The sequence below is a fragment of the Methanobrevibacter sp. genome, assembly GCF_017431965.1.
In the GTDB taxonomy this organism is placed as follows: Archaea; Methanobacteriota; Methanobacteria; order Methanobacteriales; family Methanobacteriaceae; genus Methanocatella.
The window spans coordinates 1-13,844 of record NZ_JAFRKB010000058.1 but is presented as its reverse complement, the minus strand read 5'-3'; the positions used below and the strand labels follow the sequence as shown (position 1 = coordinate 13,844).

The 13,844-nt window shown below is 35.1% G+C and carries 10 protein-coding genes and 5 tRNA genes; 13 read left to right on the top strand and 2 right to left on the bottom strand.

The features are described from left to right. Nucleotides 1–12 precede the first annotated feature (12 nt). Nucleotides 13–1,233, top strand: a complete 1,221-nt coding sequence (locus tag IJI93_RS08725) for a phosphoglycerate kinase (RefSeq protein ID WP_292822253.1) — start codon at nt 13–15, stop codon at nt 1,231–1,233. Nucleotides 1,234–1,462: 229 nt separating this feature from the next. Next, complete coding sequence (locus IJI93_RS08720) at nt 1,463–2,788, top strand: DUF6270 domain-containing protein (RefSeq protein WP_292822169.1); 1,326 nt, start codon at nt 1,463–1,465, stop codon at nt 2,786–2,788. Between the two features lie 247 nt (nt 2,789–3,035). On the opposite strand, the gene thiE is transcribed toward IJI93_RS08720, so the two are convergent. Then, on the bottom strand, nt 3,036–3,656 hold the full coding sequence (thiE, locus tag IJI93_RS08715; protein WP_292822167.1) for a thiamine phosphate synthase: 621 nt from the start codon (nt 3,654–3,656) through the stop codon (nt 3,036–3,038). Beyond that, entirely contained in the window at nt 3,653–4,519 is an 867-nt protein-coding gene (thiM, locus tag IJI93_RS08710; protein WP_292822165.1) for a hydroxyethylthiazole kinase, read from the bottom strand. The genes thiE and thiM overlap by 4 nt, the downstream gene beginning before the upstream one ends. A gap of 116 nt (nt 4,520–4,635) precedes the next feature. Between thiM and IJI93_RS08705 the strand changes: the two genes are divergently transcribed. The 11 genes from IJI93_RS08705 to IJI93_RS08655 all read left to right on the top strand — a co-directional run. Then, nucleotides 4,636–4,709 (top strand) — tRNA-Thr (locus IJI93_RS08705). A 116-nt stretch (nt 4,710–4,825) separates the two neighbouring features. Further along, nucleotides 4,826–4,900 (top strand) — tRNA-Pro (locus IJI93_RS08700). Between the two features lie 4 nt (nt 4,901–4,904). Continuing rightward, a tRNA-Tyr gene (locus IJI93_RS08695) sits at nt 4,905–4,978 on the top strand. Between the two features lie 128 nt (nt 4,979–5,106). Continuing rightward, nucleotides 5,107–5,178, top strand: a tRNA-Asp gene (locus tag IJI93_RS08690). 35 nt (nt 5,179–5,213) lie between these two features. Next, nucleotides 5,214–5,287 (top strand) — tRNA-Lys (locus IJI93_RS08685). 43 nt (nt 5,288–5,330) lie between these two features. Beyond that, a complete protein-coding gene (locus IJI93_RS08680; protein WP_292822163.1) occupies nt 5,331–5,564 on the top strand; it encodes a DNA-directed RNA polymerase subunit H in 234 nt (77 codons plus the stop codon). Between the two features lie 240 nt (nt 5,565–5,804). After that, entirely contained in the window at nt 5,805–7,349 is a 1,545-nt protein-coding gene (locus IJI93_RS08675) for a DNA-directed RNA polymerase subunit B'' (RefSeq protein ID WP_292822161.1), read from the top strand. 13 nt (nt 7,350–7,362) lie between these two features. Continuing rightward, entirely contained in the window at nt 7,363–9,177 is a 1,815-nt protein-coding gene (gene rpoB, locus IJI93_RS08670; RefSeq protein WP_292822159.1) for a DNA-directed RNA polymerase subunit B, read from the top strand. 25 nt (nt 9,178–9,202) lie between these two features. Then, nucleotides 9,203–12,496: a DNA-directed RNA polymerase subunit A' gene (locus tag IJI93_RS08665; protein ID WP_292822157.1), complete on the top strand. Its 3,294-nt coding sequence runs from the start codon at nt 9,203–9,205 to the stop codon at nt 12,494–12,496. 8 nt (nt 12,497–12,504) lie between these two features. Further along, nucleotides 12,505–13,695, top strand: coding sequence for a DNA-directed RNA polymerase subunit A'' (gene rpoA2, locus IJI93_RS08660; RefSeq protein WP_292822155.1), 1,191 nt, complete (start codon nt 12,505–12,507; stop codon nt 13,693–13,695). Between the two features lie 8 nt (nt 13,696–13,703). Further along, nucleotides 13,704–13,844 (top strand): ribosomal L7Ae/L30e/S12e/Gadd45 family protein (locus IJI93_RS08655; protein WP_292822251.1); only part of this gene is annotated, 141 nt, incomplete at its 3' end.

Sequence of the window (13,844 nt, the reverse complement as noted above, 5' to 3'; positions counted from 1 at the left end):
GTTCAAAGTGAGATTATGTCTGGCAAATTTAACACAATTGATGATTTTGACATTGAAAATAAAACAGTGCTTGTTAGAATTGATATTAATGCTCCAGTAGATCCAAGTTCCGGGATAATATTGGATGATACAAGGTTAAAACTGCATGCACAAACTGTCAAGGAGTTGTCTAATAAAGGAGCTAAAGTAGTGTTGCTTGCACATCAAAGCCGTCCGGGAAAAAAAGATTTCACAACTTTATCTCAACATGCTGATGCTCTATCAGATATCTTAAATTTAAGAGTAAAATATGTGGATGCATTATTTTCTAATGCTGCTAAAGAAGCTATTAAGGCTCTTAAACCTCATGAAATTTTATTGCTTGAAAATGCACGTTTCTTTTCTGAGGAAACTCTTTCAAGAACTCCTGAAGAGCAATCAAAGACTTTACTTGTACGAAATTTATCTCCATTAATTGATTATTTTGTCAATGATGCATTTGCAGCGGCTCACAGGTCTCAAGCATCATTAGTTGGTTTTACAGTTAACACACCTTCAGCCGCAGGCCGTGTAATGGAAAAGGAATTAACTGTAATTCAAGACGCTCTGGATAATGTGGAGCATCCTTGCGTATTTTTGCTTGGTGGAATGAAACCTGATGATTCAATTGATGTTATGGAAAATGTATTGAGCAATGGTACTGCAGATTCCATTTTAACAACAGGTATCGTTGGAAATATTGTTTTATGGGCTGCCGGAGTTGATATTGGTCAAGTCAATAAAGATTTCATAGCCAGCAGAGGATATGAAGATATGGTTGAAAAATCAAAAGAACTAATCGAAAGATTTGGCGATAAGGTAAAATATCCTATTGATGTGGCTTGTGAAATTGATGGTGAGCGAGTGGATATTGACAATGGTGAAATTCCAAATGAAGCCATTTTTGACATTGGCGTTAAAACTATTGCTTTTTATGCAAAAGAGATTAGGGACGCCAAGTATATCTTTGCAAATGGTCCTGCAGGTGTGTTTGAAGACCCTAAATTTGCAATGGGCACAGAAGATTTAATTAATGCAATGGCCAGTTCTGAAGGGTTTTCATTAATTGGTGGAGGACATATTGCAGCTGCTACTGCAGGTCTTGGTTTGGAAGACCAAATGAGCCATTTAAGTAGTGGCGGTGGAGCTTGCATCAGTATGCTTGCCGGTAAAAAACTAGCTGCTGTAGAAGCTTTAAAAAACAGTAAAAAATAATTTTTATTTTTTTTATCTTTTTGATTTTTCTTAGGAAAAAATCATTTCAGAAAGAAGGATTAAGAGAAAAAAATATCTTAAGACTCCTTTTTTTTAAATAATTTTCTAGTATTATTGATTCTTTTTTTTTAAGTTAGAATATAACGTTTATAGAAAAATGTATTATTAATTTCATAATAACTATTGTATTAAAAACTATGACATATTTATAAATAAATTTGGGGATTCAATGGGAAAAATCACAGAATTTTCAGTTTTCGGGTCATGCTCTTCAAGAGGTATTTTCAATAGCCTAAATAATGAAAATTATAAGAAATATTTTAAAATTAATCATTCAGTTGAGGGCAGTTCATTAATAAGCATAATGTCCAAGCCTATTGATTATGATAAAAGTTTAATTAATTCAAATAGGCGCTATGATAATCTTTGTGTCACTGAAGATCTTTCAAAAAGTTTTGTGGATTTTATTAAAGAAGATTCCATTGATTATATTATATTAGATACATTATTTGATGTTAAATCTGGTGTTATTCAATACGATAAGAATCAATATGTAACAGGAACAACCAGAATAAAAAGGACAGGTTTTTATAATCTTTTAAAAAATAAACGTTCAATTGATGTTTTCAACGATTTTGATGAATATTATGGATTATGGACTAATGCATGTAATGATTTTTTTAAGTTAATTGACCAAAATTGTAATCGTACTAGAGTAATATTGAACTGTACTAGGTCTGTCTATAAATATTTGGATTCGCAATATAATATTTCTGTTAAAAAAGACTATAAACTATTAGCTCATAAACTCAATCCCTTTAGAGATTTATTTGATAGATATATCTTAGAAAATTTCGATGTTGATGTTTTACCATTTGATTGCAAAACATTAGCTAACGAAAATCATATAGACGGATTAGCACCTACTCATTTTGTACCAGAATATTTTAGTAAGAAAACTGAACAGTTATTAGAAATTATTCAGCGTAATAATAGTTTTGATAATGAAATGAATAGAAAAATCCGTAAAAATAAAAGTATGGATGTAATCAATTCTTTCAATTTACCTCATTTGATTAATGTAAATAACATAACGTTGGTTGATAAAAAAAATTTAGTAAAAAATTTGGTTGAGGATAGTTTAATCAAATATAACACTGCTAGAATTGATATTAAAAATTATGGTGAAAATTCTGACGTCGAAAATCATATTAAAATAAATTACTCTTCCGATGAAAATTTAGAGTATAGTTCTCCTGATTGGTTTAAAGATTCTCAAGGCCAGGGAACTTTTATTAGAAGTCAAGATAACTTCCTTAAATTGGATATCGAGTGTATTGGGGATGGTCAACTTAAAATTAAACTTCGTGGTGAGAGTGTTAAATTGAATGAAAAGAGAGTCCCTATTTATATTAAGTATACTAAGTTTTTAATAAATGGGGATGTGATTTTGAAGGATAATGAGGTTGTATATTATGAGCGTCCATATGTGTATAATATGAATGTTTTTGATGGTCAAAAATTATCATTATACATTGAATGGTTGCCTTTTTAGGATTTGCTCCAATGGATAAATTTCACTTTAAATCTTTGCAGGGAAATTCTATTAGTTCCTTGTTAAAGTAAGATTAGGATTAACAATTATATTTCATAGTATTGTGGAATGATGATTAATTTTGTAATTTAATGTGATTTTATTATTTTGTTTCATTTTTATACTTCTAATGAAGTAAATAAGTCTGATGATTTAATTCTAAAGATTGTTGAAGCTTTATCAAATAATAATATTTAAAAATAAAAAATTAATTATTAAATATTTTCAATAGCTCTTCGGATGATTTTTTAGGATTATCAGAGCTCATTATCGCACTTACAACAGATAGTCCTGCAATTCCAGTGTCTATCAGTTCACAAGCATTTTCCAGATTGATTCCTCCAATTGCAACGACTGGTATATTTATTGATTCAACAATTTCTTTTAGCTCTTGTTTTGTAACGGAAGGAGCATCATCTTTAGTTGATGTTGGAAAAACGGCTCCGGTTCCAATATAATCCGCACCATCACTTTCAGCTTTTTTTGCTTCATCAATTGTAGCTGCCGAAACGCCCAATATCTTATCGGGTCCAATCAATTTTCTTGTAACGTCACATGGCATGTCGGATTGGCCGACATGAACCCCGTCAGCATCGATGGCAAGTGCAACATCCACCCTATCATTAATTATTAAGGGGATATTGTATTTTGTTGTAATTTCCTTAACCTTTAGGGCTAAATTATAAAAGTCCAAAGTGTCTGCAGTTTTTTCTCTGATTTGAACTACGCTAACTCCACCTTTGATTGCTTCTTCAATGGTGTTGAGGAATTTTTCCTCATCGTCGCTGTTGTCAGTTACCAAATAAAGGGATAAATCTATTTTATTCATAATATCTTAATGTTTGATTCATTAACTAAGCTATCCGCATTAGTTTTGTAAAGGTAATCGATTAAATATGCTCTAAATGAACCTGTTCCTTCATCTTTTTCATCTACTTTTGCTCTTGCTTTTTCACCCGCAAGATTCATTGCAAGAATTGCCACCAGACTTCCTTCCAATGGGCTGGATCCTCCAACACAGCTTCCAACAATTGAAGATAACATGCATCCGCTTCCTGTAATTAGAGGCATCATGTCATCGCCATTGTCAATAGCAATTGTGGTTTCACCGTCACTTAATATGTCGATTGGTCCGCTTGCAAGGATAGTTGTATCTAGCTTGAGTGCAACCTCTTTTATTATTTCGCCGTTTGCATGCAGGTTTTCTTCAGTAATTATATCATCAATATTTACGTCAACACCTTTTGCAGCATTATTTTCATCAATTACTCCAATCAATTTGGCTATTGCTTTTATTTCACTGATGTTTCCGCGGATTGCTGTTATTTTGTAATTGTTTATTAAATCAAGTGTTGTTTTGTTTCTAAGTTGGGTTACTCCTACTCCAACGGGGTCAAGTACAATTGGAGTGTTTGTATCGTTTGCAACTTTGGCGCTTATATTCATGGAATTAATCTGCTCTTTGCTTAATTTACCAATATTTATCACTAGCACGTCTGCTATTGTCACCACTTCTTCAAGTTCTTCTGCATCTTCTGCCATGAATGGTGACCCGCCAATTGCAAGTACTGCATTTGCACAGTCGTTTATTGTCACTGAATTGGTTATGCAGTGTGTTAATGGATTTTTTGTTTTGATTTGAGTTAATGTGTCATCAATTTTTTCCAATAATTCTTTTTCACTATTTATCATGATTATTAATTATAAATGATGTACTATTTAAACATTTTAGTTGATTTTAGTGTTTTATAGTAAAGTATTTAAAGTACCTTTAACATATTTTATATTGTTCTATAATATAGAGCTAAGCCTCGGTGGCTCAGTCTGGTAGAGCGCGAGACTTGTAATCTCGTGGTCGCGGGTTCAATTCCCGTCCGGGGCTTTTAATTTATGTTTCTATATTCATTTTTTGATAGTATTTTATATATCATAGTAAAATTTATATATAAGAATACATAGATTATTATTAGTATGTTATTTACATACAGTGTGGTATATGGGTCCGTAGGGTAGCTTGGTCGATCCTTTGGGCTTTGGGAGCCTGAGACTCCGGTTCAAATCCGGGCGGACCCATTTTCCCGCCTTAGCTCAATTTGGCAGAGCGTTGGACTGTAGATCCAAATGTTGCTGGTTCAAGTCCGGCAGGCGGGATTTCATTACTTTATTTATTTATCATAATATGTCATTTTTTAGAAAATATTGGATTTTTCCAAAACATTTATATATGATAAATTTCAGAGTATTGTTAGTACGTTACATGATACTGTTTAAGTATTTCTGCCCTGGTGGTGTAGGGGCTATCATGTGGGCCTGTCGAGCCCGCGACTCGGGTTCAAATCCCGGCCAGGGCGCTTCAAATGCTAAATAGTATGTGTATATGTCATATAGGCCTGTAGCTCAGTCTGGCAGAGCGCTTGGCTTTTAACCAAGCGGCCGCGGGTTCAATTCCCGTCAGGCCTGTTTCTAATTTTATATTTTAACTTTTCTATCTGGAGGAAAAAATTTGAGAATTGATATCCAAGAACATATGCTTGTACCAACACATGAAATCATGACCGAAGATGAAATTGCTGATGAATTTAGTGATGTTGAGTATGATTTTAAAGACCTTCCAAGAATTAGATCAGAAGACCCGGTAGTAAAAGCTATTGGCGCTAAACCTGGAGATGTTTTAAGAATTACTCGTGAAAGTCAGACTGCTGGTGTGTTTGTTACATATAGGATAGTGGAAGATTAATATTTAATATAATTTTAGAGTAGTGAAATTTAATTATATAATTTCTGTGTTTTTTGTTTTTTAGAAATTCATTATAATAAATTTAACTTAGTTTGAGAGGAATTATCTTATAGGAGATAGTTATGAGTAAATTAAGAATAATGATTAAATGAATTAATTGTTAGGTTTTCGCCTATCTTATGTTTATTTTTATTTAGTTAATTATTTTTATTGCGTTTACGTAAATGCTGGAGGAAGTCCATGACAGAGAATAATTGGAAATTAGTTGATGCATTTTTCGATAAGTATGATTTAGTGGATCACCACATTAAATCATATAATGACTTTGTGAATAATAGGATTCAGAATATTATTGATATTACTGACCCTATTACATTGGATGACGGAAAATACACTTTAAAAACTGGTAAAGTTCGTATTGAAAAACCATCTAATAAAGAGGCAGATGGGTCAAGTAGCATTATCGACCCAACTGAAGCAAGACTTAGAAATTTAAATTATTCCGCAGATATGTATCTTGAAATGGCATTAAATGAAGAAGGGGAAGACAATCCTTTAGAAGAAGTATACATTGGCGAATTGCCGGTAATGCTCAAATCAGATATTTGCCATCTTAACGGTCTTACTGCTGAAGAATTAATTGAAAAACATGAAGACCCTCAAGATTTAGGAGGTTACTTCATTGTAAACGGTTCCGAAAGGGCTGTTGTTACAATGGAAGAAATTGCTCCAAACAAAATCATCCTTGAACGTTTGGATGAAGTTGAAGACAGACATGCAAAAGCTGTCGTTACTTCAATCAAAAGTGGTTTCAGGGCTAGAATTACTTTGGAATATAAAAAACCACGTAAAAATGGTGTTTTCTTGAGAATTTCATTCCCATACCTTCCGGGTGAAATTCCATTAGTAATATTGTTAAGAGCTCTTGGATTGGCTACAGACCAAGAAATTATCGAAGCGATTTCTGATGACAACAACTTCCAGATGATGGTTGCAGACGATATTCAGGTTTCACTCGATTCCCTAAAATTAGACCAAAATGAAATGGATGGCATGAGTATTGAAGAAAGAAGGGAATATATGCAAAATGCAGCCATTAAATACATTGGTAACAGAGTAGCTAAAAACATGCCTACCGATTACCGTACAAAACGTGCTACCGATGTAATTAACCGTTACTTATTACCTCATATGGGTGTTGAACCAGAAAGATGTTATGATAAAGCTATCTACTTAGCTGAAATGACAGAGATGTTATTGGAAGTTATCGAACAAAAAAGAGAACCTCATGATAAGGACCATTACACTAACAAAAGACTCAGAGTATCTGGAGATTTGATGGAAGATTTATTCAGAGTGGCTTTCACTAATTTAACTAGAGATATGAGTTACCAACTTGAAAGAAGTCTTTCTCGTGGAAAAGAACTTTCTATTAAGCAGGCTGTACGTAGTGATGTTTTAACTGAAAACATTAAGCATGCTATTGCAACAGGTAACTGGGTAGGTGGAAGAGCTGGTGTTAGCCAGTTATTAGATAGAACAAGTTACATGGGTACACTTTCTCACTTGAGACGTGTTGTATCTCCATTGACTAGAAGCCAACCTCACTTTGAAGCAAGAGATTTGCATCCAACTCAGTTTGGTAAAATATGTCCGAACGAAACTCCTGAGGGACCTAACTGTGGTTTGGTAAAGAATTTAGCTTTAATGTGTAATATTTCTGAAGGTTCTGATGAACAAGAAATTAAAGATATCATTGAAAGCATGGGTGTATTGATTGAATAAGGGGGTAAATTTTTTGCAAAAGTGTAAAATTTATATAAATGGTGAACTTCTCGGAGCTTGTGAAAATCCAGTTGAGTTTACACAAGAAATGAGAGAAAAAAGAAGAAATGGCGAAATCTCCCATGAAATGAATATTACTTATTACGAAGACAATAATGAAATTTATATATTTAATGATCCAGGTAGAGCAAGAAGGCCATTGATTATAGTTAAAGAAGGCGTTCCTCTTCTTAGAGAGGAACATTTGGATAAAGTTGCAAAAGGCAAATTAAAATGGGATGATTTAATCGAAGGCGGTCTAATCGAATATTTGGATGCTGAAGAAGAGGAAAATTCCTACATTGCAATGTCTTTGGCTGACTTGGATGGCGAAGATGATGAGCACACTCACTTAGAAATTGACCCTGCTACCATGTTAGGTATCTGTGCAGGAATTATTCCATTCTCTGATCATAATTCCTCTCCAAGGAATACTATGGAAGCGGGAATGACAAAACAGGCTTTAGGTTTATACGTTTCAAACTATGCATTGCGTACCGATACCAGAGCACACTTGCTACACCATCCGCAAACTCCTATTGTTAAAACACGTATTATCGATTCAACTAATTATGACTTAAGACCATCCGGTCAAAACTTTGTTGTAGCATTAATGTCTTATGAAGGATACAACATGGAAGACGCAATGGTTATCAACAAAGGAGCTCTTGAAAGAGGTTTAGCCAGGTCTTCTTTCTTCAGGGCTTATGACACTTCAGAAAAAAGATATGCTGGTGGACAGGTAGACAAATTTGAAGTGCCTGACAAAAATATTAAAGGATACAGATCAGAAGAGGCTTACAGAAACCTTGACGATGACGGTGTTGTCAATCCGGAATCCGAAGTCAAATCAGGTGATGTATTGATAGGTAAAACTTCACCTCCAAGATTCTTAGAAGAAGATTTCGGTACTGTTGCTGATAGAAGAAGAGAAACTTCCGTAACTGTAAGACACGGAGAAAAAGGTATTGTCGATGCAGTTCTCTTATCAGAAACTGTTGAAGGTTCAAGATTAGCAAAAATCAGAGTAAGAGACACCAGACAACCTGAATTTGGTGATAAATTTGCATCAAGGCACGGTCAGAAAGGGGTTGTCGGTTTGATATTGTCCCCTGAAGATATTCCATTTACAGAATTCGGTGTTGTTCCTGATTTGATAGTTAACCCTCACGCGATTCCATCCAGGATGTCCATTGGACAGGTACTTGAGATGGTTGCAGGTAAAGCAGGCTGTCTTGAAGGTGAAAGAGTAGATGCGACTCCATTCAACAAAGATTTGGAAACTGAAATCAAACAGCAACTTCTCGATAATGGATTTGAATCTGCAGGATGCGAATCCCTATACAGCGGAGTAACCGGTGAAAGATTGGATGCTGAAATATTTGTCGGAGTGGCATATTACCAAAAATTACACCACATGACTACTGATAAAGTTTATGCTCGTTCCAGAGGTCCAGTACAAGTGCTTACACGTCAACCTACTGAAGGTAGGGCACGTGAAGGTGGTTTAAGATTTGGAGAAATGGAAAGAGACTGTCTTATTGCACACGGTGCAGCATTAACTTTAAAAGAAAGATTGCTTGATGAATCAGACAAATATGAAGCAATTGTCTGTGAAAACTGTGGTATGTTAGCAGTATTCGATAAAAATAAAAATAAAAAATACTGTCCAATCTGTGGAGATGTAGAAACATATCCTGTTGAAATTTCATACGCATTTAAATTATTATTAGACGAACTTAAGAGTTTATGTATTTTCCCTAAATTAGTTTTAGGAGACAAAGCATAATTAAATTGATATAAGGAGCCAACACATGAAAGGTTTTATTAAAAAAATTGAGCAAATAAATTTTGGGCTAATGTCTCCTGAGGACATTCGTGAAATGTCTGTTGTAACTGTTGAAACTCCTGATACCTATGAGGATGACGGTTTTCCTATTGAAAAAGGTTTAATGGATCCTCGTTTAGGTGTTATTGACCCAAGTTTAGTTTGTAGAACTTGCGGTTTCAGAGGTGGGGACTGTCAAGGACATTTCGGAAGTATTGAACTTGCAAGACCTGTTATTCACATTGGTTTTGGTGATGTGATTCATAAAATTTTACGTTCAACTTGTAATAACTGCGGTCGTGTTCTTTTATCTGAAGATGAATTGGAAGAATACACTGAAAAAATTACAGAAGCAATGGAAAACAAGGAAAGCATTGCGGATCTCTTGAAAAAATTACAAGCGGATACTAAAAAAGTTGAAATGCCTGAAGCCAAACAGAATGAAATCGTTGATAAAATCATGAAGGAAATCTATCCTGAAGAAGATGATTTAGATGATGCTGATAGGGAAGATATACTATTACAAATTCTAGACCAGTTATATACTGAAGCATACTGGGAAAGGGATGAAACTGAAGAAAAACCTCAATTCAAATATATCGATCCTAAATTGCTTTGTCCTCACTGTAAGAAAAACAAATCATTAGCTGACATTGAAGCAAGCTATGACCTTATCGAAACTAAAAATTCAGATGATATCCAAAAGATTCATGAAAGGGTAGTTTCTGACATTGAAGACGAGCAAGAGAAAAAGATTCAAAAAATTGACAATAAGATTGATAAGGCTTTGGACAAAATCAATTCACTTGAAAATCCTGAAGAATCAGAAGACGGCGAAGAAGGTGAAGTTGACTCAAGTGAAGAAATTTCTGCTTTAGATGAAGAAATTAAAAAATTGAATGAGGAAAAAGCAAGTCTTGTTGAAGAGTTTGAAGAAAAATCCGAAGAAAAAATTCAAAGAGAATTCAAAAAACGCATTGAAGACTATATCAAACAATACTTGCAGGAATTAGTACAGGAACCTATTCTTTTAGATAAACCTGTTACCATTCGCCAAGGAGACTACAAATTAACTCCTTCCGAAGTAAGGGAAAGACTTGAAAATATCAGTGATGAAGATTCATTCATTTTAGGAGTTAACCCTGAAGTTGCAAGACCTGAATGGTTGGTATTAACCGTACTTCCTGTTCCTCCTGTAACTGTAAGGCCTTCAATCACCTTGGATACTGGTGAAAGGTCTGAGGATGACTTAACTCACAAACTTGTAGATATTTTACGTATTAACCAACGTTTACTTGAAAATATGGAAGCGGGAGCTCCACAATTAATCGTTGAAGACTTATGGGAATTATTACAATACCACGTTACCACATACTTTGACAATGAAGCCAGTGGTGTACCTCCTGCAAGACACAGGTCAGGAAGACCACTCAAAACCTTAACTCAAAGGTTAAAAGGAAAAGAAGGAAGATTCAGATCCAACCTTTCCGGTAAACGTGTAAACTTCTCTGCACGTACGGTAATCTCACCGGACCCTAACATAAGTATTAATGAGGTCGGTGTACCTGAAATGATTGCAAAAGAAGTAACCGTACCAGTTTATGTAAATGAATGGAACATTGAAGAGATGAAAAAATACATCCAAAACGGTCCTGACATACACCCTGGTGCAAACTATGTAATCAGAAACGACGGCAGAAAAATCAGAGTACGTACAGAAGAAACCAAAGAATTAATTCTTGAACAATTAGAACCAGGTTTCATTATTGAAAGACACTTGAAAGATGGAGATATGGTTTTATTCAATCGTCAACCATCCTTGCACAGAATGAGTATGATGGCACACGAAGTAAGGGTACTTCCTTACAAAACATTCAGACTTAACCTCTGTGTATGTCCGCCATACAATGCAGACTTTGATGGAGACGAAATGAACATGCACGTTTTCCAAACTGACGAATCCCGTGCAGAAGCTAAATCATTAATGCGTGTGCAAGAGCACATCTTGTCTCCAAGGTTCGGTGGACCGATTATCGGTGCTATTCACGACCACATTTCAGGAGCATACCTTTTAACCAGGGATGGTGTGGAATTTTCAGAGGAAGACGCTCTCCAAATCATCCGTAAATCCCACTTGAAAATACCTGAATTCAAATCAGGTCAATGGATTTTAAAATATGATCCTGATTATAGTGAAGAATCATTTATCTATAAGGATAAAGGAGAAAAATGGACTGGTAAAGAATTGTTCTCATTATTGTTACCTAATGACTTAAACTTATCTTATAGTGCTGAGATTTCAAAATGTCCTGCAGTTTTCCCAATTGAGGACGCTACTGTTGTAATCAAAAACGGTATATTGACTCAAGGGGTAATTGATGAATCAGCTTATGGTTCATTCTCAGGTAAAATCTTAGATAAAATCGTTAAAGAATATGGCCCTGGAAGAGCTAAAGAATTCTTAGACAGATCCACTGACCTTGCGATTTGTGGAATCATGAAAACTGGAATTACAACTTCATTAAATGATGAAGAAATTCCTTCAGAAGCACAAGACCGTATTAATGAGCACTTAGATAACAAGATGGCTGAAGTAGATAAACTTGTAGAATCATATGAAGAAGGATATCTCCAAGCTTTGCCTGGTAGGAGTCTAGAAGAGACTTTAGAGATGAAAATCATGCAAGTTCTCGGGGAAGCTAGGGACATGTCCGGTCAAATTGCAGAAAACTACCTTACCATGGGTAAGCAATCTGATGATGACCCATATGAGCATGTGATGGCTGTTGAAAACCACTCTGTAGTAATGGCACGTACCGGTGCAAGGGCATCCATGTTGAACCTTACTCAGATTACTGCTTGTGTAGGACAACAAGCGGTTAGGGGTGGACGTATCGAAAGAGGATACTTGAACAGAACCTTACCTCACTTCAAAAAAGGTGAGTTAGGGGCTAAAGCTAAAGGATTTGTACACTCAAGTTATAAATCCGGTCTTGACCCAATCGAATTCTTCTTCCACGCAATGGGAGGAAGAGAAGGTCTTGTAGATACCGCGATTCGTACAGCACAATCCGGTTACATGCAAAGAAGACTCGTAAATGCGCTTCAAGATTTACAAGTTAAACCATCTGGACTTGTTACAGACAATCAGGGCAATGTCATCCAAACCATGTTTGGTGAAGATGGTGTAGACCCAGCAAAATCTGACTTTGGTAAACCAGCTGATTTAAATAAACTTATTGACGAAATCAGAATGGGAAGTGGAGTAGAAGGTAAGTAGGTGTAACTATGGATGATATTATAATTAAAATAAATGATATGATTGCAGAAATTAACGAAACTGAAGACCTTAACATTGAGTTTCCAGATAGTTATATCGAAGATTTAGCCAAAGCTTGCATCAAAAATGATTTGACTGATGATGAATTAAGACAACTTATCATCAAGCTTAAACATGCCTATGACCGAGCTCACGTTGAAGCTGGAGAGGCTGTTGGAACAGTAGCTGCTCAATCTGTAGGTGAACCGGGTACTCAGATGACTATGCGTACTTTTCACTATGCAGGGGTAACTGAGTTAAACGTAACATTAGGTCTTCCAAGACTTATTGAGATTGTTGATGCAAGAAAAGAGATTGCTACTCCAACAATGGACATTTATTTTGATGAAGAAAGACGTGATGATGAAGAGTTTGTTAGAACTTTAGCCAATAAAATTGGTAAAAGTACAATCAACGACATTCTTTCCGATTTCAATTTAAATTATGGTACTATGGAAGTTGAAGCAACTTTAGACAGCAAAAAGATTGAGGAAAAAAGACTTAATCGTGAAGAAATTAATGCTATTGTTGAAAAGGCTTTCAAGAAAGCTGTTATTAATAATGATGAAATTATTATTCCATCAGGAAAAACCGATTCCAAATCTGAACCTAAATTTGAAATTAGGGAACTTCGTCTTTTAGCAGATAAAGTTCGTGATTTGCAGATTAGTGGTATTAAAGGTATTGGAAAAGTAATTATTCGTCGTGATGATGAATGGATTATCCATACCGAAGGATCAAACCTTAAGGAAATCCTTGACATGGAAGGTATTGACCATGTGAGAACCACTACCAACAATATTCACGAAATCGGCGAAGTTTTGGGAATCGAAGCAGCTCGTCAATCTATTATTAACGAAGCTCAAAATACTCTCTCAGAACAGGGTCTTAGTGTAGACGTAAGACATATTATGTTAGTTGCGGATATCATGACTTCAGAAGGTGTTGTAAAATCCATTGGAAGACATGGTATTAGTGGTGAAAAATCAAGTGTTTTAGCTCGTGCAGCTTTTGAAGAAACTGGTAAACATTTGCTTCGCGCAAGTATTCGCGGAGAAGTGGATGATTTAACAGGTATCATCGAAAATATTATTATTGGACAACCAATACCTCTTGGTACCGGTTCTGTCGGTGTCAAAATGGATTATAAAAATGAATAGGAGGCTAGATGATGGACGTAGATAGAGGAATCAGGGTAGCTGTTGACACTGGTGATGTGACTTTAGGCTCTGAAAAATCAATTCAATCTTTAAAATTAGGAAAAGGCCAACTTGTAGTTGTTGCTGCTAACGCTCCTAAAGAAATTCTT